This is a genomic window from Hydrogenophaga sp. NFH-34 (assembly GCF_021401345.1).
Taxonomy (GTDB): Bacteria; Pseudomonadota; Gammaproteobacteria; order Burkholderiales; family Burkholderiaceae_C; genus Hydrogenophaga; species Hydrogenophaga electricum.
This window is the reverse complement of record NZ_JACBGE010000021.1, coordinates 23,032-47,081: the sequence shown is the minus strand read 5'-3', so window position 1 is coordinate 47,081 and position 24,050 is coordinate 23,032. Positions and strand designations below refer to the sequence as shown.

At 69.4% G+C, this 24,050-nt stretch carries 22 protein-coding genes; 13 read left to right on the top strand and 9 right to left on the bottom strand.

The annotated features are described in order from the left end of the window. Window positions 1–3: 3 nt before the first annotated feature. The 11 genes from L0977_RS18830 to L0977_RS18770 all read left to right on the top strand — a co-directional run bounded on the left by L0977_RS18830 (window position 4) and on the right by L0977_RS18770 (window position 9,244). Window positions 4–882 carry an alpha/beta hydrolase family protein gene (locus L0977_RS18830; RefSeq protein WP_234266449.1) on the top strand — a complete coding sequence of 293 codons (879 nt, stop codon included), beginning with the start codon at window positions 4–6 and terminating at the stop codon, window positions 880–882. Between the two features lie 11 nt (window positions 883–893). Next, a complete protein-coding gene (locus tag L0977_RS18825; protein ID WP_234266400.1) occupies window positions 894–1,403 on the top strand; it encodes a DinB family protein in 510 nt (169 codons plus the stop codon). Further along, the gene (locus L0977_RS18820; RefSeq protein ID WP_234266399.1) at window positions 1,400–2,185 is read left to right on the top strand and encodes an enoyl-CoA hydratase/isomerase family protein; all 786 of its coding nucleotides are present in this window, start codon (window positions 1,400–1,402) and stop codon (window positions 2,183–2,185) included. The genes L0977_RS18825 and L0977_RS18820 overlap by 4 nt, the downstream gene beginning before the upstream one ends. A gap of 30 nt (window positions 2,186–2,215) precedes the next feature. Beyond that, complete coding sequence (locus L0977_RS18815) at window positions 2,216–2,926, top strand: DUF4126 domain-containing protein (RefSeq protein WP_234266398.1); 711 nt, start codon at window positions 2,216–2,218, stop codon at window positions 2,924–2,926. Then, window positions 2,926–4,962 carry an acetyl/propionyl/methylcrotonyl-CoA carboxylase subunit alpha gene (locus L0977_RS25710; protein WP_442786652.1) on the top strand — a complete coding sequence of 679 codons (2,037 nt, stop codon included), beginning with the start codon at window positions 2,926–2,928 and terminating at the stop codon, window positions 4,960–4,962. Before L0977_RS18815 ends, L0977_RS25710 begins: the two co-directional genes overlap by 1 nt. Window positions 4,963–5,008: 46 nt before the next feature. Then, window positions 5,009–5,917 (top strand): hydroxymethylglutaryl-CoA lyase, encoded by a 909-nt coding sequence (locus L0977_RS18795; RefSeq protein WP_234266397.1) that lies wholly within the window; start codon window positions 5,009–5,011, stop codon window positions 5,915–5,917. A gap of 82 nt (window positions 5,918–5,999) precedes the next feature. Further along, window positions 6,000–7,007, top strand: coding sequence for an Ldh family oxidoreductase (locus tag L0977_RS18790; protein WP_234266396.1), 1,008 nt, complete (start codon window positions 6,000–6,002; stop codon window positions 7,005–7,007). Window positions 7,008–7,098: 91 nt separating this feature from the next. Further along, window positions 7,099–7,764 (top strand): LysE family transporter, encoded by a 666-nt coding sequence (locus L0977_RS18785; protein ID WP_234266395.1) that lies wholly within the window; start codon window positions 7,099–7,101, stop codon window positions 7,762–7,764. A gap of 31 nt (window positions 7,765–7,795) precedes the next feature. After that, entirely contained in the window at window positions 7,796–8,317 is a 522-nt protein-coding gene (locus tag L0977_RS18780; RefSeq protein ID WP_234266394.1) for a YbaK/EbsC family protein, read from the top strand. Between the two features lies 1 nt (window position 8,318). Beyond that, window positions 8,319–8,549 carry a DUF1289 domain-containing protein gene (locus tag L0977_RS18775; protein ID WP_234266393.1) on the top strand — a complete coding sequence of 77 codons (231 nt, stop codon included), beginning with the start codon at window positions 8,319–8,321 and terminating at the stop codon, window positions 8,547–8,549. Between the two features lie 20 nt (window positions 8,550–8,569). Then, window positions 8,570–9,244 (top strand): 2-hydroxychromene-2-carboxylate isomerase, encoded by a 675-nt coding sequence (locus L0977_RS18770; RefSeq protein WP_234266447.1) that lies wholly within the window; start codon window positions 8,570–8,572, stop codon window positions 9,242–9,244. 19 nt (window positions 9,245–9,263) lie between these two features. Here L0977_RS18770 and ehuA read toward each other — a convergent pair whose 3' ends face one another. The 8 genes from ehuA to ectA form a co-directional block, all read right to left on the bottom strand. Continuing rightward, window positions 9,264–10,070, bottom strand: a complete 807-nt coding sequence (gene ehuA, locus L0977_RS18765; RefSeq protein ID WP_326491086.1) for an ectoine/hydroxyectoine ABC transporter ATP-binding protein EhuA — start codon at window positions 10,068–10,070, stop codon at window positions 9,264–9,266. Further along, window positions 10,067–10,747 (bottom strand): ectoine/hydroxyectoine ABC transporter permease subunit EhuD, encoded by a 681-nt coding sequence (gene ehuD, locus L0977_RS18760; protein ID WP_234266392.1) that lies wholly within the window; start codon window positions 10,745–10,747, stop codon window positions 10,067–10,069. Before ehuD ends, ehuA begins: the two co-directional genes overlap by 4 nt. Next, the gene (gene ehuC, locus L0977_RS18755; RefSeq protein ID WP_234266391.1) at window positions 10,744–11,496 is read right to left on the bottom strand and encodes an ectoine/hydroxyectoine ABC transporter permease subunit EhuC; all 753 of its coding nucleotides are present in this window, start codon (window positions 11,494–11,496) and stop codon (window positions 10,744–10,746) included. Before ehuC ends, ehuD begins: the two co-directional genes overlap by 4 nt. Before the next feature lie 12 nt (window positions 11,497–11,508). After that, on the bottom strand, window positions 11,509–12,366 hold the full coding sequence (ehuB, locus tag L0977_RS18750; RefSeq protein ID WP_234266390.1) for an ectoine/hydroxyectoine ABC transporter substrate-binding protein EhuB: 858 nt from the start codon (window positions 12,364–12,366) through the stop codon (window positions 11,509–11,511). A gap of 22 nt (window positions 12,367–12,388) precedes the next feature. Continuing rightward, window positions 12,389–13,312 carry an ectoine hydroxylase gene (thpD, locus tag L0977_RS18745; RefSeq protein WP_234266389.1) on the bottom strand — a complete coding sequence of 308 codons (924 nt, stop codon included), beginning with the start codon at window positions 13,310–13,312 and terminating at the stop codon, window positions 12,389–12,391. 19 nt (window positions 13,313–13,331) lie between these two features. Continuing rightward, window positions 13,332–13,721 (bottom strand): ectoine synthase, encoded by a 390-nt coding sequence (locus L0977_RS18740; RefSeq protein WP_234266388.1) that lies wholly within the window; start codon window positions 13,719–13,721, stop codon window positions 13,332–13,334. Window positions 13,722–13,742: 21 nt separating this feature from the next. Further along, window positions 13,743–15,008, bottom strand: a complete 1,266-nt coding sequence (gene ectB, locus L0977_RS18735; protein ID WP_234266387.1) for a diaminobutyrate--2-oxoglutarate transaminase — start codon at window positions 15,006–15,008, stop codon at window positions 13,743–13,745. Between the two features lie 97 nt (window positions 15,009–15,105). Beyond that, window positions 15,106–15,636, bottom strand: a complete 531-nt coding sequence (ectA, locus tag L0977_RS18730) for a diaminobutyrate acetyltransferase (RefSeq protein ID WP_234266386.1) — start codon at window positions 15,634–15,636, stop codon at window positions 15,106–15,108. Window positions 15,637–16,063: 427 nt separating this feature from the next. On the opposite strand from ectA, the gene L0977_RS18725 reads away from it, so the two are divergent. After that, on the top strand, window positions 16,064–16,501 hold the full coding sequence (locus tag L0977_RS18725) for a universal stress protein (protein ID WP_234266385.1): 438 nt from the start codon (window positions 16,064–16,066) through the stop codon (window positions 16,499–16,501). A 96-nt stretch (window positions 16,502–16,597) separates the two neighbouring features. Here L0977_RS18725 and L0977_RS18720 read toward each other — a convergent pair whose 3' ends face one another. Beyond that, window positions 16,598–17,731 carry an ABC transporter substrate-binding protein gene (locus L0977_RS18720; protein ID WP_234266384.1) on the bottom strand — a complete coding sequence of 378 codons (1,134 nt, stop codon included), beginning with the start codon at window positions 17,729–17,731 and terminating at the stop codon, window positions 16,598–16,600. Between the two features lie 132 nt (window positions 17,732–17,863). Between L0977_RS18720 and L0977_RS18715 the strand changes: the two genes are divergently transcribed. Continuing rightward, window positions 17,864–24,040: an excinuclease ABC subunit UvrA gene (locus L0977_RS18715; RefSeq protein WP_234266383.1), complete on the top strand. Its 6,177-nt coding sequence runs from the start codon at window positions 17,864–17,866 to the stop codon at window positions 24,038–24,040. The last annotated feature ends 10 nt before the right edge of the window (window positions 24,041–24,050 follow it).

The following is a 24,050-nucleotide window of genomic DNA, read 5'->3' as shown; positions in this document are numbered from 1 at the left end:
AGCATGCGTCCGTTGGGCTTTCTCTGCTGCGCGCTGGCCCTGTGGGCCCTGGTCGGGCGCGCCCAGGCGGCCTTGGTCGAGACGCAGATCGATGTGCCGGTGCGGGTTCAGGACGCCTGGGGCCGGGCGGTCGCCCAGCCCATCCGCGTGACCGTTTTTGCCGACACCACGAATCCCCGGCCGGCGCCCATCGCGCTCATCAACCACGGCCGCGCCCCGAGCGCGTCGGGGCGGGCGGCGCTGGGCCGGGCGCGCTACAGCGATGCCGCCCGTTACCTGGTGGGCCGGGGGTTTGTCGTCGCCGTGCCCACGCGCGTTGGTTACGGCGTGTCGGGTGGGGAGGATGTGGAGGCTTCCGGCGCCTGCGCGCAGCGCCGCTATCCGGCCGTGTTCGCCGCGGCCGCCGAACAGACGCTGGCCGTGCTGGAGGCCGTGCGCCAGCGTCCGGACGTGGACCCGGACCGCGTGCTGGTGCTGGGGCAGTCGTTCGGCGGTGCGACGGCGGTGGCCCTGGCGGCAATGAATCCGCCGGGCGTGCGCGCCGCGATCAACTTTGCCGGTGGCGGCGGGGGTTCACCGGAGCGCCATCCGGAGCAGCCGTGTTCGCCCGCCCAATTGGCGCAACTGTTTGCCGCCTATGGCCGCACGGCGCGTGTGCCCATGCTGTGGGTGTACGCCGACAACGACCGCTATTTCGGCGCCCGCCTGCCGCGCGAATGGCACGCCGCCTTCACCCAGGCTGGCGGGACGGCGCAGTTCGTGCAGTTCGGCCCCCAGGGTGCCGACGGGCACAGCCTGTTCACCCGTTTTCCCGCGACCTGGCAACCGGTGGTGTCGGCCTTTCTGGATGCCCAGGGGTTTGCCGCACCCGCCGTCCGCTGAGACCCCCGACCATGCACGCGACCCACCACTTCCTGACCCTGGCGCGCTACAACGTGTGGGCCACGCAGCGCCTGCTGGACGCTGTGGCCGCCGTGCCCGAAGCCGGCTACCGCCAGGACGTGGGCCTGTTCTTCAAGAGCATCCACGGCACGCTCAACCACCTGCTGGTGGGCGAACACAGGCTGTGGTTCCGGCGTTTTGCCGAAGGGGTGTCGCCCCAACTGGCGCTGGACGCCGAGGTGGAAACCGATCGCGCCGCGCTGGCGCAGGCTCTGCGCGCGGGCGTGGCGCGCTGGGCCCCGCTGATCGAAAGCTGGCCCGCCGAGCGTTTTGACGGCGTGCTGGCCTACACCACCATGCGCGGCACGGCCGCCACCCTGCCGTTTGCCGCCACGTTGGCCCACGTGTTCAACCACGGCACGCACCACCGCGGCCAGATCACCTCCGCGCTGACCGCGCTCGGCCATGCCAGCCCCGAGCTGGATCTGGTTTACCTGCTGCAAGAGGAAGCTTCCCGATGACCCCAGCCTTGACCGTGGCGGTGCAGGACCGCATCGCCCGCATCACCCTCACCCGTCCCGAGGTGCGCAACGCCTTCAACGACGACGTGATCCAGCAACTCAAGGCCGCTTTTGAAACGGTCGGTGCCCGGGACGACGTGCGCGCCGTGGTGCTCGCCGCCGAAGGCCCGGCCTTCTGCGCCGGTGCCGATCTGAACTGGATGCGCCGCATGGCCGACTACACGCGCGACGAAAACATCGCCGACGCCGGCCAGCTCGCCGCCATGTTGAAGGCCATCTACGAATGCCCCCAGCCGACCATCGCCGCGGTGCAGGGCGACGTGTTCGCGGGCGGCATGGGCCTGGTCGCGGCCTGCGACATGGCGGTGAGCGTGCGCACCGCCACCTACTGTCTGTCCGAGGTCAAGCTCGGGCTGATCCCGGCCACCATCAGCCCCTACGTGATCCGCGCCATGGGCGCGCGCGCGGCGCACCGCTACTTCCTCACCGCCGAGCGCTTCAGCGCCGAAGAGGCGCACCGCATCGGCTTCGTGCACGAGCTGGTCGAAGCCGACGCGCTGGCGGCCAAGGTGGCCGAACTCGCGGCCGCACTGGTCAGCGCCAGCCCGGCCGCCGTGCGGGCCTGCAAGAAGCTGGTGCAGGACGTGGCCGGGCGCGCCATCGATGCCCCGCTGATCGCCGCGACGGTGGAAGGCATCGCCGACATCCGCGCGAGTGAACAAGGCCGCGAAGGTGTGGCTTCGTTTCTGCAAAAGCGCAAACCGGCCTGGCTGGCGGGGTAATCTGATCCTTCATTCACAGGAGGTCAGCGTATGGACAGCATCTGGAACGGCTTGATGGCATGGATCGCGGGCTGGAGCACCCAGGCCGGTGGCCAGGTGGCCGACGGCGTCGGGGCCGCCGCCAGCCACCTGGACATGCCCAGCCTGCTCGCGCTCGCTGCGGCGCTGGGCTGGGTCAGCGGCTTCCGGCTCTATGCGGTGGTGTTTCTGGTGGGTGCCCTGGGCGCGGTGGGCTGGATGCCGTTGCCCGAGGGCCTGCAGGTGCTGCAGCACCCGCTCGTGCTCGCGGCCAGCGGCGCGCTGCTGTTCGTGGAGTTCTTCGCCGACAAGATTCCCGGCCTGGATTCGCTGTGGGACATCGTCAACAGCGTGATCCGCGTGCCCGCCGGCGCTGCGCTGGCGGCGGGCGTGTTCGGCGCCGACAACACCACCATGGCGCTGGTGGCGGCGCTGATGGGCGGCACCCTGGCCGCCAGCAGCCAGGCCGCCAAGACCACCACGCGCGCGGCCATCAACACCTCGCCCGAACCCCTGTCCAACATCGGCATGAGCCTGGTCGAAGACGGGCTGGTCGTCGCCGCGATCTGGCTCGCCACCCACCACACGGTGCTCTTCGGCGTGCTGCTGCTCATCGTCCTGGTGCTGATGTGGATCGTCACCTGGATGCTGTTCACCTTCCTGCGCGCGGCGTTCCGTCGCCTGCGTGCGCTTCTTTCCTCCGGTCCTCTCAAGGAAGCCTGATGTTCTCCAAGATCCTGATTGCGAATAGAGGCGAAATCGCCTGCCGCGTCGCCGCCACCGCCCGCCGCCTGGGCGTGCGCACCGTGGCCGTGTATTCCGATGCCGACGCCAGTGCCAAACACGTGGCCGCCTGCGACGAGGCGTTGCACATCGGCGGCAGCGCGCCCAAGCAGAGCTACCTGCAATGGGAACGCATCATCGCGGCCGCGCAGGCCACGGGCGCCCAGGCCATCCACCCCGGCTACGGTTTCCTGAGCGAGAACGAGGCCTTTGCCGACGCCTGCGCGAAAGCGGGGCTGGTCTTCATCGGCCCGCCCTCGTCGGCGATCCAGGCCATGGGCCTGAAGGCCGAATCCAAACGCCTGATGGAGCAGGCCGGCGTGCCGCTGGTGCCGGGCTACCACGGCGAAGACCAGGACCCGGCGCTGCTGCAGCGCGAGGCCGACCGCATCGGCTACCCGGTGCTGATCAAGGCCAGCGCGGGCGGCGGGGGCAAGGGCATGCGCGCAGTGGAGAAGGCGGATGATTTCGCGGCCGCACTGGCGAGCTGCAAGCGCGAGGCCATCAACAGCTTCGGCAGCGACGCGGTGCTGATCGAGAAGTACGTGCAGCGCCCGCGCCACATCGAGATCCAGGTGTTCGGCGACACGCATGGCAACTGCGTCTACCTGTTCGAGCGCGACTGCTCGGTGCAGCGGCGCCACCAGAAGGTGCTGGAAGAAGCGCCCGCACCCGGCATGACGCCCGCGCTGCGCCAGCAGATGGGCGCAGCGGCGGTGGCCGCGGCCAGGGCGGTGAACTATGTGGGCGCCGGCACGGTGGAATTCATCGTCGAGCAGCCCGGCGGCTACGAGCACCCCGAGCAGATGAAGTTCTACTTCATGGAAATGAACACCCGCCTGCAGGTGGAGCACCCGGTGACCGAAGCCATCACCGGGCTCGATCTGGTCGAGTGGCAACTGCGCGTGGCCAGTGGCGAGCCGCTGCCGTGCACGCAGGACCAGTTGCGCATCACCGGCCACGCCATCGAGGCGCGCATCTGCGCCGAGAACCCCGACAACCAGTTCCTGCCCGCCACCGGCCAGCTGCACGTCTACCGCAAGCCGGCGCACGCGAGCTTCGAACGGCCGCCCGTGGCCGGCCCGGCGGCCGGCGTGCGTTTCGACGACGGCGTGCGCGAGGGCGACGCCATCAGCCCGTTCTACGACTCCATGGTGGCCAAGCTGATCGTGCACGGCGACACGCGCGAGCAGGCGCTGGCGCGGCTGGACGCGGCGCTGGCCGACACCCGCATCATCGGCCTGGCGACCAACGTGCAGTTTCTGCGCCACGTGGTGCGCAGCGGCTCCTTCGCCCAGGCCCGGCTCGACACCGCGCTGATCCCGCGCGAGGCCGCGGTGCTGTTCAAGCAGGACCCGGTCGGCCGCGACACGGCCGTGGCCGCCGCCGTGGCCCAGACCCTGGTGCACGAAAAAGCCGGTGAGGGCGCCGACCCCTTCTCGCGCACCGACGGCTGGCGCCCCTTCGGCCTGGCGCGGCGCCGCTTCGATTTCGCCTACCAGGGCGAAACCCTGACGGCACAGCTGACCTACCTGCACGACGGCGCGCTGCAGCTCGCCGTGGCGGGCGGTGAAGCGGCGGTCCTGCGCTTCCAGGCGCTGCCGGCCGACAGCGGCACGCGGCTGGACCTGCAGTGGGACGGCCAGCGCCAGACGGTGCAGACCTGGCAGCGCGACGAGACGGTGCATGTGTTCGGCGACCGCGGCGCCACCGTGATCACGGAACTGGACGCGCTGGCCCACGCGGGCGAAGCGGCGGCCGAGGGCGGGCGCCTGACCGCGCCCATGCCGGGCAAGGTGGTGAGCTTCGCGGTCAAGGCCGGCGACGCGGTCAAGAAGGGCCAGCCGCTGGCGGTGATGGAAGCCATGAAAATGGAGCACACCATCGCCGCGCCGGCCGATGGCACCGTGGCCGAGCTGCTGTATGCGCCCGGCGATCAGGTGACCGAAGGCGCGGAGCTGCTCAAGCTGCAATGACCGGCGGCGGCGCCCGGCTTCCCTTCCCGAACCCCAGGACTTTCCCATGAGCTACCCCTCCCGCGTCCAGATCATCGACGTCGGCCCGCGCGACGGCCTGCAGAACGAAAAGCAGCCGGTACCGGCCGCGGTCAAGATCGAGCTGGTGCAGCGCCTGCAGACGGCCGGCCTGACCGAGATCGAGGTGACCAGCTACGTCTCGCCCAAATGGGTGCCGCAGATGGCCGACAACCACGCCGTCATGCAGGGCATGGCCCGCCAGGCCGGGGTGCGCTACTCGGTGCTCACGCCCAACCTCAAGGGCTACGAGGCGGCCGTGCTCGACCAGCCCGACGAGATCGTGGTGTTCGGCGCGGCCAGCGAGGCCTTCAGCCAGCGCAACATCAACTGCTCCATCGCCGAAAGCATCGAGCGCTTCGCGCCCGTGGTCGCGGCGGCCAAGGCCGCCGGCATCGCGGTGCGGGGGGCCATGAGCTGCACCGTGGGCTGCCCGTACGAGGGCGACATCGCCCCCGAGCGCGTCGCGTACCTTGCCGGCCTGATGAAAGGCATCGGGGTCGAACGCGTCGATGTGGCCGACACCATCGGCGTGGGCACGCCACGCAAGGTGCAGGCCGCCATCGAGGCCACGCTGCAGCACTTCGGCATCAACCAGGTCAGCGGGCATTTCCACGACACCTACGGGCAGGCGCTGTCCAACACGCTGGCGTCGCTGGAGCTGGGCGTGTGGAATTTCCAGTCGTCGGTGGCCGGCCTGGGCGGCTGCCCCTACGCCAAGGGTGCCACCGGCAACGTGGCCACCGAAGACGTGGTCTACCTGCTGCACGGCCTGGGCATCGACACCGGCATCGATCTCGACGCGCTGGTTGATGCCGGGCAGTACATCAGCGAGCAACTGGGCCGCCCGAGCGGCTCGCGCGTGGCGCGCGCGCTGCTGGCCAAGCGCGCGGGCTGAGCCCGCACCGGGGTTGGTGGCCGGGTGCCCGGCCCATGGCTTAGCATCGCGCCCCTTGGAATCACTGCCGCACGGAGCGCCCTTGGCCCACATCACCCCTTCCGACCTGTTTGAACTCGCCCGCGAGGCACTGGCCCGCGCTGGCGCCAACGACACCATGGCCCGCCTGACGGCCGAAGCGTTGGTCGAGGCCGACCTGCAAGGCCTGGCGTCGCACGGCGTGACGCGCATCCCGGCCTACGCCGCGCATCTGCGCAACGGCCGCGCCGATGGCCGGGCCGAGCCCGTGATCCGGCGCGCGCAGGGCGCGGCCCTGTGGATCGACGCCGGCACGGGCCTGGCCTATCCGGCCTGCCGGCTGGCCGTGGAGCGGGGCATTGCGCTGGCGCGCGAGCAGGGCGTGGCGCTGGTGGCGGTGGGCAACAGCCACCACTTCGGCGCGGCCGGCTACCACCTGCAGCCCGTGGCGGATGCCGGGCTGGTCGGGCTGGTGCTGGGCAATGCGCCGGCCGCCATGCCGGCCTGGGGCGGCAAGCGCGCCCTGTTCGGCACCAACCCCATCGCGGCGGTGTTCCCGCGCCCCGGGCACGAGCCGGTGCTGATCGACCTGTCGCTGTCGGCGGTGGCGCGCGGCAAGCTGGTGGTGGCCGCGCGCGAAGGGCAATCCATCCCGCTGGGCTGGGCGCTCGATGCCGAGGGCCAGCCCACCACCGATCCGCGCGCCGGGCTCGCCGGCACCATGGTGCCGGCCGGTGGGCTCAAGGGCACGCTGCTGGCGCTGATGATCGACCTGCTGGTGGGCACGCTCACCGGCTCGCACTTCGGTTTCGAGGCTGGTTCGCTGCTCGACGCCGAAGGCGAGGTGCCCCGCGTGGGCCAGGTGTTCCTGTTCATCAACCCGGCCGCGCTGGCCGGGCACGGCACCTACGACGCGCGCATCGAAGCGCTGGTCGCGGCCATGCTGGCCGAGGACGGCGTGCGGCTGCCCGGGGCCCAGCGTCTGGCGCGGCGCCACGAAACCGCGGCAGCCGGCATGGACCTGCCCGACACCGTGCTCCAGGCCCTGTACCCGCTCGCGGGCCGGGGCTGAGCCAGAGGTGGGGGCAAGCCGGCAAGGGGCCCCGCGCGCACTGCGGTGGTGGCATCATGGCGGGCTGTCCGTTTTCTGCCGCTGACTTTCCATGGAATTCCACGTCTGGCTCGCCTACTTTGCCGCTGCCTGGGTGATCGCTCTCTCGCCCGGTTCCGGCGCGGTGCTGTCCATGACGCACGGGCTGGCCTACGGCGTGCGGCGCACCAGTGCCACCATTGCGGGCCTGCAACTGGGCCTGGCGGTGGTGCTGCTGGTGGCCGGTGTGGGCGTGGGGGCCCTGCTGCTGGCGTCGGCCACCGCATTCACCGTGGTCAAGGTGGTGGGGGCGGTCTACCTGCTCTGGCTGGGCTGGCGGCAGTGGGCCGCACCGGTGCCGGCCGCTGAACCGGCCCAGGCCAGGGCGGACCCGGCCAGCACCGTCGCGGCGGCCGAACCCCGTGGGCTTCCGCCGGTGCGGTCGCGGCTCCTGCTGGGCTTTTTCACCAACGTGACCAATCCCAAGGGCATCGTGTTCATGGTGGCGGTGCTGCCTCAGTTCATCGATCCGCAGCGCTCGCTGGGCATGCAATTGCTGGTGCTGCTGCTGACCACGGTCATGGTCGACGTGATCGTCATGCACGGCTACGCGTTCCTGGCGTCGCGCGCGCAGCGCTGGCTGGCCACGGCGCGTGCGCGCCGGGCGCAGAACCGCGTGTTCGGCGGTGTGCTCATGGCCATGGGCGCCAGCCTGTTCATGGTCAAGCGCATGGCCTGACGCCAGGACCGTGCCGCTACCATTCCCGACCATGAACGACACGGTTTCTTCCGAGGCCTGGCCCGCCGGCATGCAGCGGGTGGCGGCGGCGCTGGCGGCCTTCGGGCACCCGCATGCCCCGGTGAAGCTGGACGACGCGGCCCGCACCGCCCAGCAGGCGGCCGACGCCCTGGGGGTGGCGCTGGGGCAGATCGCCAAGAGCATCATCTTCCGGCGCAAATCCGACGAGGCCGCCGTGCTGGTGGTCACTTCGGGCGACCTGCGCGTGGACGAAAAGAAGGTGCAGGCCCTCGTCTGTGCCGATGGGGGCAAGCTGGGCCGGGCCGATGCGGAATTCGTCAAGGGCAAGACCGGGTTTTCCATCGGCGGGGTGTCGCCGCTGGCGCACAGCACGCCGCCGGTCACGCTGATCGACGCCCAGCTGTTCCGCTTTGCCGACATCTGGGCCGCCGCTGGCCATCCGCACGGTGTGTTCCGCCTCACTCCGGACGACCTGCAGCGGTTCACCGGCGCGCCGGTGCACGACGTCACGGTCGTGCCGCCGGTCGCCTGACATGGCGGACGCCGCCCGCCCGCCGCTCCGGCTGGCCGATGCCCGCCGCCGCCCCGGGGTGGCCGGTGTGCCCTCGCCCTGTGTCGGGGTCTGCCGCATGGACGCGGCCACCGGCTGGTGCCAGGGGTGCTGGCGCACGCTGGACGAAATTGCCGGCTGGGGCCAGGCGGACGAAGCCCGTCGCCTGGCCATCTGGGCCCAGATCGAAGCCCGCCAGGAGCTCACCACATGACCGCCGCCACCGCCCCGCGCCTGCACGACATCACGTTCTGGTACGACCCCATCTCGCCCTATGCCTGTCTGGCCTTCGAGCGCCTGCCCCTGGCGCTGCAGGGCCTGAGCGTGCAAGTCCGCTACCGCCCGGTGCTGTTCGCGGCGCTGCTCAAGGCGAGCGGCCAGCTCGGGCCGGCCGAGATCCCCGGCAAGCGCGACTGGACCTACCGCCAGGTGCTCTGGCTGGCGCAGCAGCACGGCGTGGCGCTGGACCTGCCGGCGGCACACCCCTTCAACCCCTTGCCGTTGCTGCGGCTGGGCCTGGCCACCGCCACCGATGAGGCGCCGGGCGAAACCAGCCGCTACGTGACCGAGCAGCTCTTTCGCCACGTCTGGCAGGGCGGGCAGGACGCGACGGCTCCGCAACGCCTGGCCGCGCTCGAAGCCGGGTTGCAGGACCACATGACGCAGCGCGGCCGGCCCTGGCTGGCGCCGGACACCGACGCGGTCAAACAGCGTCTGCGCGAGAACACCGATGCCGCGCTGGCCGCAGGGGTGTTCGGTGTGCCGGCCCTGGTGGTCGACGGGCGGCTGTTCTGGGGGCTCGACGCACTGCCCATGCTGCGCGATTGCCTCGACGGTGGCGCCTGGTTCGGCACCGATGCCTGGGACGCTCCGGGCCGGCTGCCCGCCGCGGTGCAGCGCCGACCCTGAGCGGCGCCGGCGCGAGGGCTCAGACCGCTTCCATCACCGCGCGCAGAAACTGGCGCGTGCGCTCGCTCTGCGGGTTTTCAAAGAAGGCCTGCGCGGGGCCCTGTTCGGCGATCTTGCCGGCGTCGAAGAAACAGACGCGGTCGGCGAATTCGCGCGCGAAGCCCATCTGGTGCGTGACCATGAGCATGGTCAGCTGGTGCTGTGCACCCAGGCTGCGGATCACGCTGAGCACCTCGCCGCACAGCTCGGGATCGAGTGCCGAAGTGACTTCGTCGAACAGCATCACCTTGGGCCGCATGGCCAGCGCACGCGCGATCGCGACGCGCTGCTGCTGGCCGCCCGAAAGCTGCGACGGGTAATGGTCGAGCTTGTCCGACAGGCCCACCATGGCCAGCAGCTCGCCGGCGCGTTCCCGCGCCTCGTCCGGATGCAGGCCGAGCACAGTGACCGGCGCCTCCATGCAGTTCCGGAGCGCGCTCATGTGCGGGAACAGGTTGAAGTGCTGGAACACCATGCCGATGTGGCCCCGCATGCGGCGCAGGTGGGCGGCGTCGGCCGGCACCAACTGTTCGCCGCGCCGCCGATGGGTGAGCGGCTCGCCGTCGACCCAGATCACGCCCTCGTCGATGCGTTCGAGCGTCATGAGCATGCGCAGCACGGTGGTCTTGCCCGAGCCCGACGGCCCGATGATCGCGACCTTCTCGTGCGGCGCGATGTCCAGGTCCAGGCCGTCGAGCACGGTGAGCTCGCCGTAGCGCTTGCTGACGCGCTCGAAACGCACCATGGGCGCGGTGACGGCGGCGTGGTCGGGGGTGTCGGTGGTCATGGGGTGCGTTGCCGACCGGGCCGGCGGTTCAGATGGCGCTCCAGGCGCTGGATGAGGGCGGCCGATACCAGGCTGAAGGCCAGGAAGAACAGGCCGACCAGGGTGATGGGTTCGGTGTACTGGAAGCTCTCGGAGCCCAGGATCTTGGCCGTCTGCATCAGCTCCAGCACCGCGATCACCGACAGCAGTGGGGTCTCCTTGAACAAGGCCACCAGGTAGTTGCCCAGCGCCGGCACCACCGGGGGAATGGCTTGCGGCAGGATGATGCGGCGGAAGGTGTTCCAGGGTGAGAGGTTGAGCGCGATCGACGCTTCCCACTGCCCTTTGGGCACGTTGTCCAGCCCGGCGCGGTAGACCTCGGCGCAGTAGGCGCCGTAGTGCAGGCCCAGCGCCAGCACGCCGGTGGGCAGGGCGTCGAGTGTCAGGCCGAAATCGGGCATGACGTAGTAGAGAAAAAAGATCTGGATCAGCAACGGCGTGGAGCGGATGAACTCCACCACCGCGCCGAAGGCCAGCCGCAACCCCGGCGGGCCGTACAGGCGGCCGGCGGCGAACAGCAGGCCCAGCACCAGCGCCAGGGCGAAGCCCATGAGCGTGGCCTGCACCGTGATCAGCGAGGCTTCGGCCAGGATGGGCAGGATCTCGCGCGCGTAGCCCCCGTCCCAGATCGGGGTCATGCGGCTCTCCCGCGGCGCAGCCCACGCGCCGCCCGGCGCTCCAGCGCGCGCATGCCCAGGGTGATCAGGGTCGAGAGGGCGAGGTACATGAGCAGGACCAGGCCGAACACTTCGGCCGTGCGCAAGGTGTTCTGGTTGATCTGCTGCGCCTTGAACGAGAGATCGGCGAGCGTGATGAGCGAGACCAGCGAGGTCGCCTTGAGCAGCTCGATCAGCAAATTGCCCCAGGGCGGGATCATCGCCACCAGGGCCTGTGGCAGCACGATGCGGCGCAGCGTCTGGGCCTGGCTCAGGTTCAGCGCCCGCGCCGCTTCCCACTGGCCACGGGGCACCGCGCCGATGGCGCCGCGCACCACCTCGGCCCCGTAGGCGCCGATGTTCAGGCCCAGCGCGGTGATGCCGACGGCCATCGGGCCGAGCGTGATGCCGAAGTGCGGCAGCACGAAGAACAGCCAGAACAGTTGCACCAGGGCCGATGTGCCGCGGAAGGTTTCGATGTAGGCGGTGGCCAGCCAGCGCAGCGGGCGCGGGCCGTACAGCCGCAGCAGGCCGGCGGTCAGCGCCGCGGCCACCGCCACCACCGCGCCGCCCAGCGCCACGGTGACCGTGACCCGCGCGCCGCGCAGCAGCTCGGGCAGGAAGTCGCGGAAGCCGGCAAAGCTGGCCACCACCAGGCCGGCGGCGAACGCCAGCAGGCCGGTGGCCAGGAGCAGGGCCTGGGGGCGGTGGGGGGGCGCGGAGCCGGCCATGCGGTGTGCCGCTTATTCGCCGGCGCAGTGCTGGGCCGCGGTCTTCTCGGGCAGGTTGGCCGCGTCGAAGCCGAAAGGCTTGACCAGGGCCAGGTGTTCCGGCGTGCCCAGGAACTTGGCCAGCTCGGCATTGACCGCGTCGCGCAGGGCGGTGTCTTCCTGGCGGAAGGCGAACGAGCCCTCGCCCTTGTAGAGCTTGCCTTCGTGGCTGAAGGTGAAGGGTTCGGCGCGCTCGATGGCCTCGTCCTTGGCGGCCAGGTCCTGGGCGGTCAGCGACGTGAAGGCGGCGGCCGAGGCGCGCCCGGACTTGACCGAGGCGACGGCGGCGGCGAAGTCGGGCACGATCACCTGCTGGTCGCGCGCCATGCCGGCGAGCTTGCCGTGTTCGATCTCGGCGGTGCCGGCCACGAAGGCGATCTTCTTGCCCTTGCTCACCGCGTCGGCGTAGTTGCCGACGCCATCGGGGTTGCCCTTCTGCACGATCAGGGCTTCACCGATGCCGTAGGTCGGGTTGGCGAAGATGACCTGCTTGCAGCGGGTGGGCGTGATGTACATCGAGGCCACGATGGCGTCGAAGCGGCCGGCACGCAGGCCCGGGATCAGCGAACCCCATTCGGTCAGCACGCCGTCGACTTCCTTGACGCCGAGTTTGTCCATGACGTGCCGGAACACCGCGGGCGATTCGCCGCTGAGCTTGCCGTCGGGCGTGGCGAAGGCGTAGGGCGCTTCGTTGGCGAAGCCGATGCGGATGTAGCCCTGTTTCTGGATGCGTTCGAGCGTGGTCTCGGCGTGCGCGATGCCGGTGCCCAGCAGGGCGCTGGCGCCGGCCAGGGCGAGCAGGGCGCGGCGCAAGGGAGAGGTGGGTGACATGGTGTGCTCCTGGGAGGGGGGATCAGTGCCCGCCTGCGGGGCGGAAATCGGTGCGCTCGGCGATGAAGTCCGGGCGCGGCGGCAGTCCGCAGAAGGGGGCGACGGGCGTGTTCTCCACGCTGTTGAAAACCACGAAGACGTTGCTGCGCGGCAGCGGCGTGATGTTGGAGTTGGAGCCGTGCATCACGTTGCAGTCGAAGAAGGTCACCGCCCCGGCCAGACCGGTGGGGGCGGCGATGCCGAAATCGTTGACCAGCTGTGTCAGGCTGTCGTCGTCGGGGACGCCCACCTCCTGCCGCTTGAGCGAGGCCTTGTAGTGGTTGTCGGGCGTCTCGCCGACGCAGGACACATAGCGCTGGTGCGAGCCGGGGATGATCATCAGCGGCCCGTTGCACGGTGTGTTCGGCGTCAGGCTGATGGAGCAACTGACCGTGCGCATCGCGGGCAGGCCGTCTTCGATGTGCCAGGTCTCGAAGTCGGAGTGCCAGTAGAACTCCTTGCCGCGAAAGCCGCCCTTGTAGTTGATGCGCGACTGGTGGATGTAGACCTCGCTGCCCAGCAGCTGGCGCGCGATCGCCACCAGCTTGGGGTGGTTGCAGAGCCCGCGGAGCACCTCGCTGCTGCGGTGCACGGCAAAGAGGGAGCGCAGCTCCCGACTCTCGGGTTCGATCACTGCGGTGTCGCCCTCCTTGATCGATTCATCGGCCCGCAGCCGCGCCAGCTCGTTCAGGCAGCGGGTGATGTCGTCGTCGCTCAGCAGTTCGTCGAAGCTGAGGTAGCCGTTGTCTTCGTAGAAGTGCAACTGGTGCGCGCTCAGCGGGCCCTGGTCGGCGCTGCCATAGACCACCGGGTCGAGGCGGGGCGTGATGCGGGCCCGCGGCGAAACGCGGGACGGGTAGCGGTCGGGCGTGGTGGGCGCCGACGGCGCCGGGGTAAAGGTGCTCATGGCGTGGACCTCCCTCGGTTCAGTCCGCCAGCGCGTAGGCGCCGGTTTCGTCGTGCACTTCGCGGCCGGTCAGCGGCGGATTGAAGACGCAGACCATGCGCATGTGCGTGCCCTTGTTGGCGCGCAGGATGTGGCGGTCGTGCTGGTTGAGGGCGTAGATCGTGCCCGGGCGGATGGCATGGGTCTGACCGGTGGCCAGGTCGGTGATCTCGCCCGCGCCTTCGATGCAGTAGACGGTCTCGAAATGGTTGCGGTATTCCATCTCCAGCTCGGCGCCGGGCTTGATGATGGTGTCGTTGACCGAGTAGCCCATGCCGGCGTCCTGGTAGATCAGGCGGCGGCTGGTCCAGCCTTCGGTGTCCACGTCGGCGGCGGTGCCCAGAATGTCTTCGAGGTGTTTGACGATCATGTTCAATGTCTCCTTGGGGTTTCAGGCGGCTTTGCGCAGGTCGCGGCTCAGGGCGGCGCGCAGGCTGGTTTCGATGATGTCGAGGCCGTGTTGCAGTTCGTCCTCCTTGATGGTCAGGCTGGGCAGGAGCTTGAGCACCTGGTCGTCGATGCCGGCCGTCTCGATGACCAGCCCGCGCTCGAAGCAGGCCTGCGAGATGGCCGAGGCCAGCCCCGGTTCGCTGAAGGCCACGCCCTGGATCAGGCCACGGCCCCGTACGGAGGCGTCCAGGCCCTGGGCCTTGACCATGCGCGTGAGCTGCTCGACCGCCATGTCGCCCTTGCTGGTCACGGCGTCCTGCAGCAGGGTGTTGGTCCAAAAGCCCAGCGCGGCGGTGGCGGTGACGAACGCGGGGCAATGGCCGCGGAAGGTGCCGTTGTGCTCGCCGGGGGTCCACTGGTCCAGCTCGGGCTTGATCAGCACCAGCGCCAGCGGCAGGCCGTAGCCCGAGAGGGACTTGGACAGCGTGACGATGTCGGGCACGATGCCCGCTTCCTCAAAGCTGAAGAAGTGGCCGGTGCGGCCGCAGCCCACCTGGATGTCGTCGACGATGAGCACGATGCCGTGGCGCGCGGTGATCTCGCGCAGGCGGCGCAGCCAGGCCGTGCCGGCAACGTTGACGCCCCCTTCGGCCTGCACCGTTTCCACGATCACGGCTGCCGGCAGTTCCATACCGCTGCCGTTGTCCACCAGCATGGCTTCGAAGTAGTCGAGCGTGTCGACCTCGCTGCCGAGGTAGCCGTCGAACGGCACCGAGGCCGTGTGGTTCAGGCTGACGCCGGCGCCGGCGCGCTTGAAGCCGTTGCCCGTGACCGCCAGCGAACCGAGCGTCATGCCATGGAAGGCGTTGGTGAAGCTCACCACCTGGTCGCGGCCGGTGACCTTGCGCGCCAGCTTGAGCGCCGCTTCCACCGCATTGGTGCCGGTCGGGCCGGGGAACTGCAGCTTGTAGGACAGGCCACGGGGTTGCAGGATCACGTCCTGGAAGCGGCGGATGAAGGCTTCCTTGGCCTCGCTGTACATGTCCAGCGTGTGCGTGATGCCGTCGCGCATCAGGTAGGCCAGCAGGGCCTGTTTGATCTTGTCGGGGTTGTGGCCGTAGTTGAGCACGCCGGCACCGCTGAAGAAATCGAGGTAGCGGCGGCCGGTGGTGTCGGTCATCCAGGCGCCTTTGGCCGTGGCAAACACGGCGGGGAAGTTGCGGCAGTAGCCGCGGACCTCGGACTCGTACGTCTCGAACGTATTCATGGTCTGTCTCACTCTCTCTTGTGGGATGCCCCGGGGACACCCCGCTCGTCAAAGCAACCCGCCGCAGGGCGGGCGCACGGGCGTGCGTGGCTCAGGCTCAGGCAGGAACGCCACGCACGATCGGCCCCACCCGGTAGAGGGGTTCGGCCGGGTGTTCCTGCGGGAACTGGTCGGGGGTGAAATGCGCCTGCACCGAGCAGGCGGTGCCGTGTTCGGCCGCGAGCCGGCGGAACAGGGCCTGTGAAGCTGCGTTGTCTTCGGCCACGGTGGCCGTGACCCAGCGGCAGTGGGCGTTGGCCGGCAACTGCAGCCAGGCCTGCAGCAGCCGCAGGCCCAGCCCCTGGCCGCGGTAGGTGGGCAGCACGCCGATCTGCCACACGAAGGCGGTGTCTGCCTCGCGCGGCGGGTGGTAGCCGATGACCAGCCCGACCATCTGGCCGTCGTGTTCGGCCACCAGGCAGGTGTCGCCGAAATCGGTCGCCAGCAGCAGGTAGAAGTAGGGGGAGTTCAGCTCCAGCGCGCCGGTCTCACGCACCAGGCGCCATGCTGCGGCCCCGTCGCTCGGGCGGGCAGATCGAAATTGAACGGAAAGGGAATGGGTATAGGTCGGCCTGTCGGACTGGGTCATGCCATGGGTTTGTTTGTGGTGAAGCCGGTCTGCGTGGCGCAGCGGCTTCTGGCGAACGGCGGGTGACTGCCCGAGGGCGGTGTGCCTGCCGGTCGGCCCCCTTGTGGGGACCTACAAAAGAACTCAAGCGACCCAATGGCCGTTGAACGAGGAGACCGAAGCCCTCAGCGCCGGTATGCGCAGGAGGCGTTCGACCTGTGCACACAAGCGCCGGAGCGCCCTGTGCTTTTTTCAGTCTAACCCCATTGAAAGTCGAGCGCAACCCGTGCGGCATGCCGTGCTGCCGCGGCGCCGAATGCGATTGATGCGGGGCAAGGGATGTGGGCGCGGCAGTGGCTGTGCGCGTGAAGCCCGGCTACCATTGCCCCATCGGTCCTCACGGGCCGTTCGCCGTTTCATCGCTCTTCACGACAGGAGGCCTGTTCCCATGTTCAAGAAAATCCTTGTGCCCACCGACGGTTCGGAACTGGCATCGGCGGCCGCCACCACAGCGGTCCAGCTGGCCAAGAGCCAGGGTGCCCAGGTGGTGGGTGTCTATGTCATCGATCCCTTCCCCTACATCGGCATCGGCGACGCGGCAGCGGCCGGTCTGCAGGCCTATCTGGCGGAAGCCAAGGCCGCAGCCGGCCAGGCGCTGGATGCGCTGGCCGCCGTGTGCAAGGCCGACGGCGTGCCCTTCGCCGGCGACACCATCGAACGCAACGTGGTGTACGAAGGCATCATCGAAACGGCCCAGGCCGAAGGCTGCGACCTCATCGTCATGGCCTCGCACGGGCGCCAGGGTGTCAAGGCCCTGATCCTGGGCAGCGTGGCGCAGAAGGTGCTGACCTACGCCAAGATGCCGGTGCTCATCGTCAAGGGCTGACGGATCGTTTGGGCCTGGATTCCCGCATTCGCGGGAATGACGGGCAGACCTCGCTGACCGCGTCAGCGGCGGGGTGTTGGGCTTCGAACCCCTTTTTCAGCGCCGGAACTTGCCCGAGCCGTCGATGATCGACAGGTCGGCGAAGTCCAGACCGGTGTGGCTCGTGGGGCTGTAGCTGATGCTCAGGCCCCCGAGGTTGAAGCCCCGGGTGGCCTCCAGCGCATCGCGCAGGCCTTCGGGGCTGGGCTTGGGGCCGGCGCGGCGCAGGCCCTCCACCAGCACCTTGGCGGCGGCAAAGCCTTCCATCATCGCGGGCGACACGCCGGGCAGGTTCTGGGCCTTGGCCAGATCCATCGCTTCGCGGATCAGTGGTGACGTCATCGAGCGCTCGTTCGGAAACACCTGCGTCACGATGACCCCGCGGGCGTGGGGGCCGAGCAGTTTGACGAAACCGTCGCTGGCGTTGTTGGACAGGGTGACCACCTGGGCCAGCGAACCCGCTGCGCGGATGGCCTTGACCGCTTCGGCCGTGTTGCCGGCCGAGGCAATGATCAGCACCGCCTGCGCCTGCAGGGCCGCGACCTGCCGGGCCAGCGGGGTGAAGTCGGGCTTTTCCCGGGGAAACTTGGCCAGCAGCGCTGGCTCCAGCTTGGCCTGGGCAAAGCCCCTGGCGGCGCCGGCGTAGGCGTCGGCCCCGAAAGTGTCGTCGGTCTGCAGCACAGCGATGCGGGCCATGCCGATGCGGGCCAGGTGCTCGATGGCACGGGCCGCCTCGCGCTGGTAGGTGGCGCGCACGTTGAACACCCACGGGTGCACGGGCTCGTGCAGCACCATGGCGCCGGTGCTGGGGCCCACCAGCGGCACCCTGGCTTCGGTCAGCAGCGGCAGCAGGGCCTGCGCATGGGGCGTGCCCCGGTTCAGGAACAGCGCCAGCACTTTTTGTTCGTTGATGAGCCGGGTGGCCACTTCCACCGTCGTTTTCGGGTCGAACTGGTCGTCCACGGTGATGAGCTCGATGCGTTCGCCATGCACGCCACCACGGGCGTTGACCGCGTTCAGGTACAGCCGGGCGCCTTCGGCGTTTTCCTTGACGCCGGCGGCCACCGACCCGGTGAAGCCCGAGGGCATGCCGATGCGCAGCTGTGCCCAGGCCGGGCTGGACAACAGGGCGCTCAAGGCCAGTGCCCAGACGCCTGCGCACAAAAAACCGGCTTTCGGTGAACGGAACATGGAACCTCCCGAGAATGGATGGGCGGAGTCTATCGGCGCCACCAGCGCCGCGATTGTGGGAATGACGTAGGGCGGGCGCGGTCCGACGCCCGGCGCTCCTAGAATGTTTGCCTCCCGACACGGAGCCCCTGCATGTCCGACGACATTTCCCCCGATTTCTCCGCCATCACCCCACCCGAAGCCACCGGGGCGGATGACCCCCAGGGCCTGATCCGCATCCGCGGCGCGCGCCAGCACAACCTCAAGAACCTGGACCTCGACATCCACACGGGCGAGCTGACGGTGGTCACGGGCCCGAGCGGGTCGGGCAAGTCCAGTCTGGTGTTCGATACGCTGTTCGCCGAAGGCCAGCGCCGCTACGTCGAAACCTTCAGCGCCTACGCGCGCCAGTTCCTGGACCGCATGGACAAGCCGGCGGTGGACAAGGTGGAGGGCGTGCCGCCGGCCATCGCCATCGACCAGACCAACCCGGTGCGGTCTTCGCGTTCCACGGTCGGCACCATGACCGAGCTGAACGACCACCTCAAGCTGCTGTTCGCGCGCGGCGCGAGCCTGTTCGATCGCGAGACCGCGCTGCCGGTGCGGCACGATTCGCCGGAGACGATCTTTGCGGAGCTGCAGCGCCGCTCGGCGGAACAGGGCGATCCGCGCCTCGTGGTGACTTTCCCGGTCGAGCTGCCTGCCAGCACCACGCCGGAAGAAGTGGCGCAGTGGCTCTCGGCCAGCGGCTACACCCGGGTGCAGGCCGAGCGCACCGTGCAGCGCGAAGCCCAGGAAGAGGCGCCCGCCAAGGGCAAGAAGGCCAAGCCGGTGATCGAGGCGGTGAAGTTGCTGGACGTGGTGGCCGACCGCTTCCGCCTGGGCAACGCCGAACCGGCGCGGGTGATGGAAGCCATCGAGGCCGGCCTCAAGCGCGGGGCCGGCAAGCTGATGGTCTATGTGCTGAAGGAAGAGGGACGACCCGACGCCGGGCCGCCCGACATCTGGAAATTCTCGACCGGCCTGCACTGCCCGGAAAGCGACATCCGCTACACCGAGCCCACGCCTTCGGCCTTTTCCTTCAATTCCGCCGTGGGCGCCTGCGAAACCTGCCGGGGCTTCGGCCGCGTCATTGGCGTCGATTACGGCCTGGTGATCCCGGACGAAAAGCTCACGCTGCGCAACGGTGCGGTCAAGGTGTTCCAGACCCCGGCCTGGAAGGAGTGCCAGGACGATCTGATGAAACACGCCGAGGCGGCGGGCATTCCACGCGACACGCCCTGGAACAAGCTGACGCCCGAGCAGCAGCACTGGGTGAAGGCCGGGTCGCCGAACTGGAACGGCAAGTGGAACCAGCACTGGTACGGCATCGCGCGCTTCTTCGAGTACCTGGAGAGCAAGGCCTACAAGATGCACATCCGGGTGCTGCTGTCGAAGTACCGCAGCTACACCGAATGCCCTTCCTGCGGGGGCGCGCGCCTCAAGACCGACAGCCTTCTGTGGCGCATCGGCACGAAGGCGCAGGCCGACGCGGTGCTGCCGGCTGAAAAGCGCTACTTGCCCACCGGCGTGAAGTGGTCGCGCGCGCAGCTCGAAGCGCTGCCCGGTCTGTGCCTGCACGACCTGATGCTGATGCCTTTGTCGGATCTGCGGCGGTTCTTCGCCGATCTGTCCACTTCTCTCGCAGGCGCTGCCGGTGGGCGGGCGGAGCGCCCGGTGGCGTCAGTCGCAGGCTCCGATGCCTTCCCCGGACACTCCGCCCACCCACCCGCATCGCCGAACCAGGGCACGCCAACGGAAGAAGCCAGCGCGGTCGATCTATCTCGCACGCCCACACCCGCATCGTCGCGAGGGGTAGGGGCGAAGGAGGAATCCGAGCGTGCGACTGACGACGCAGCCCCTACCCCTCGCGACGATGCAGCGAGCGCCAAAGGCAGTGGCGAACAACAAGCCCTGAAGCTGCTGTTCGAAGAGATCAACACCCGCCTGCGCTACCTGTGCGAAGTCGGCATCGGCTACCTCACGCTGGACCGCCAGAGCCGCACGCTTTCTGGCGGCGAAGTGCAGCGCATCAACCTCACCACCGCGCTCGGCACCTCGCTGGTCAACACGCTGTTCGTGCTCGACGAACCCAGCATCGGCCTGCACCCGCGCGACATGGCGCGCATCAACGACGCCATGCTGCGCCTGCGCGACGCCGGCAACACCCTGGTGGTGGTGGAGCACGACCCGGCCGTGATGCTGGCCGCCGACCGCCTGATCGACATGGGGCCCGGCCCCGGCGAGCGCGGCGGGCAGATCGTGTTCGACGGCACACCCGAAGCCATTCGCAGCGCCGACACGCTGACCGGCGCCTACCTGGGCGCGCGCAAGACCGTGGGCATGGGCTTCAAGCGCATGGTCACCGACAGCACGCCGCGCCTGATCCTCGAAGGCGCGCGCGAACACAACCTGCAGAACCTCTATGTCGAGTTCCCGCTGCAGCGCCTGACCGTGGTCACCGGCGTGTCGGGCTCGGGCAAGTCCACGCTGATCCAGGACGTGCTGGCGCCCGCGCTGCTGCGCCACTTCGGCAAGGCGACCGAATCGCCCGGTGCGCACGACCGCCTGCTCGGTGCCGACTTCTTGAGCGAAGTGGTGTACGTCGACCAGTCGCCCATCGGCAAGACCGCGCGCTCCAACCCGGTCAGCTATGTCGGCGCCTGGGACGCGATCCGCGCGCTGTTCGCCGACGCGCCGCTGTCGCGCCAGCGCGGCTACACGCCGGCCAAGTTCAGCTTCAACAGCGGCGACGGGCGCTGCCCGACCTGCGGCGGTTCGGGCTTCGAGCACGTCGAGATGCAGTTCCTCAGCGACGTGTACCTGCGCTGCCCGGACTGCGACGGGAAGCGCTACCGACCCGAGGTGCTGGAGGTGCGCATCGAGCGCGGCGACCGCCTGCTCAGTGTGGCCGATGTGCTGGGCCTGACAGTCAGCGAGGCGGCCGACCTCTTCAAGGCCGACCGCGAAGTCATCCGCGTGCTGCAACCCATCGTCGACGTGGGGCTGGAGTACGTGAAGCTGGGCCAGCCCGTGCCCACGCTCTCGGGCGGCGAGGCACAGCGCCTCAAACTGGCCGGCTTCCTGGCCGAAGCGGCGCGGAACAGTGCCGCCAGCCGCCAGGCGCTGGCGAAGAAGGGCACGCTGTTCCTGTTCGACGAACCGACCACCGGCCTGCACTTCGACGACATCGCCAAGCTCATGCGTTCGCTGCGCAAGCTGCTCGAAGCGGGGCATTCGCTGATCGTGATCGAGCACAACCTGGACGTGATCCGCAGTGCCGACTGGCTGATCGACCTCGGTCCCGAAGGCGGTGTCGGCGGTGGTCTGGTGGTGGCCGAAGGCCCGCCCGAAGAGGTGCGTGAACACCGCAGCAGCCACACCGCCAAGGCCCTGCGCGATTACGCCAACGCGATGGACAAGGTGCACACGGTCAGCGACCGGGTGGCGCCTTACGCGGTGAAGAAGCGGCGCGCGCAGGTGGGTGGCGACGCGGTGCGCATCGTCAACGCCAAGGAACACAACCTCAAGAACCTGAGCGTGGACATCCCGCGCGGCAAGTTCAACGTCATCTCCGGCGTCAGCGGTTCGGGCAAGAGCACGCTGGCGTTCGACATCCTGTTCAACGAGGGCCAGCGGCGCTACCTCGAATCGCTCAATGCCTATGCGCGCAGCATCGTGCAGCCCGCGGGCCGGCCCGAGGTGGATGCGGTCTACGGCATCCCGCCCACGGTGGCGATCGAGCAGCGCCTCTCGCGCGGCGGTCGCAAGTCCACGGTGGGCACCACCACCGAGGTCTGGCATTTCCTGCGCCTGCTCTACGTGAAGCTGGGCACGCAGCACTGCGTGCACGATGGCGCAGCGGTGATGCCGCAGAGCCCGGAAAGCATCGCCGCCGCCATCCTCACGCGCTACCGCGGCCAGCACATTGGCCTGCTGGCGCCGCTGGTGGTCAACCGCAAGGGTGTCTACACCGAGCTGGCCGACTGGGCGCGGCCGCGCGGCTACACGCATCTGCGGGTGGACGGCGAGTTCCTGCCCACCACCGGGTTTCCGCGCATCGACCGCTTCAAGGAACACACCATCGAGCTGCCGGTGGCCGACGGCGTGGTGGATCCGGCCAACGAGGCCTGGCTGCGCACGCAACTGGCCAAGGCGCTGGAACTGGGCAAGGGCACGCTGCACCTGCTGACCGACCTGGACGGGCTGGCGCCCGCGCTGGCCGAAGGCCGGTCGACCGCGAACCTGGGGACGCTGGAGGTGTTCTCCACCACCCGCGCCTGCCCGGTCTGCGGCACCAGCTACCCCGAGCTCGACCCGCGCCTGTTCTCCTACAACAGCAAACACGGCTGGTGCCCCGACTGCGTGGGCACCGGCGTCAAGCTCTCGCGCGAGCAGCGCAAGGCGCTGGACGATTCGGTGCGCGACGATGACCAGAAGGGCCGCGAGCAGAGCTTCGCCGAGCCCGAGGTGGAAGACCTGACCGACGAGGCCTGCCCGAGCTGCGAAGGCACGCGCCTGAATGCCCAGGCGCGCGCCGTGCGTTTCGGCGGCGTGTCGATCACCGACATCGCGCGCCTGTCGGTCAGTGAGGTCCGCGCCTGGGTGCAAGCCATGATGGCCACTGGCGGTCTGGCCTCCAGGGAAGCCGACATCGCGCGCGACCTGCTGCCCGAGATTGAAAGCCGCCTGGCGTTCCTGGAAGAGGTCGGCCTGGCCTACCTCACGCTGGATCGCGGCGCGCCCACGCTGTCCGGTGGTGAGGCGCAGCGCATCCGCCTGGCGGCCCAGCTCGGCAGCAACCTGCAGGGCGTGTGTTACGTGCTAGACGAACCGACCATCGGCCTGCACCCGCGCGACAACCAGATCCTGCTGGACGCCCTGCACAAGCTGGGCGACATGGGCAACACCCTGGTGGTGGTGGAGCACGACGAAGACACGATCCGCCGTGCCGACCACATCATCGACATCGGGCCCAGCGCGGGCAAGCGCGGTGGCCGGGTGGTGGCGCAGGGCACGGTGGCCGACCTGTCGGCCAGTGCCGATTCGTTGACCGGACGCTACCTGCTGCATGCGATGAAGCATCCCCTGCAGGCGCGGCGTCCGGTGCTGGCGCCCGCTGCGGGATCAGGGGTTGCGCCGGGCGCCTCATACGTTCCCGCCAAATCGTTGCCCGGCGCAGCCCCTGCTCCCTTGACCGTGGGTGAGCCTGCACCTGATGCGGGGGTGAATTGGCTGGAAGTGCGCGGCGCCGCCCTGCACAACCTGCAGAAGCTCGATGCGGCCGTGCCCCTGAAGCGCCTGGTGGTGGTGACCGGCGTTTCCGGCTCGGGCAAGTCCACGCTGGCGCGCGACGTGCTGCTGATCAATGTGGCCGCGGCGGTGAGCCAGCGCAGCACCTTTGCCGGCCGCCAGGCCTGGGACAACGAGGGCGTCCGCCCGGCCTGGACCGGCTGCAGCAAGCTGCTGGGCAGCGAGACCGTGGACCGCGTGCTCGAAGTCGACCAGACGCCCATCGGCAAAACCCCGCGCAGTTGCCCGGCCACGTACATCGGTTTCTGGGACACGGTGCGCAAGCTGTTCGCCGACACGCTGGAAGCCAAGGCGCGCGGCTACGGGCCGGGCCGCTTCAGTTTCAACACCGGCGAAGGCCGCTGCCCGGCCTGCGAAGGACAGGGCATGCGCACCATCGAGATGAGCTTCCTGCCCGACGTGAAGGTGCCGTGCGAGGTCTGCCACGGCGCGCGCTTCAACCCCGAGACCCTGGCCGTCACCTGGAAGGGCAAGAACATCGGCGACGTGCTGCAGATGGCGGTGGACGAGGCGGTCGAGTTCTTCGCCAGCATGCCCGCCATCAGCCACCCGCTGCAACTGCTCAAGGACGTGGGCCTGGGCTACCTCACGCTGGGTCAGCCCTCGCCCACCTTGAGCGGCGGCGAGGCGCAGCGCATCAAGCTGGTGACCGAACTCAGCAAAGTGCGCGACGACATCGGCCGCCGTGGCCAGAAGGCGCCGCACACCTTGTATGTGCTTGACGAACCCACGGTGGGCCTGCACATGGCCGACGTGGAAAAACTCATCCGCGTATTGCACCGGCTGGTCGATGGCGGCCACAGTGTGGTGGTGATCGAGCACGACCTGGACGTGATGGCCGAGGCCGACTGGATCATCGACCTCGGGCCGGAAGGTGGCTCGGGCGGCGGCCGTATCGTGGCGGCCACCACGCCCGAAGGCGTGGTGCAACGGGGCACGCACACCGGCCAGGTGCTTGCCCCCGTGCTGGCGCGCTGAGGCGGGGCCT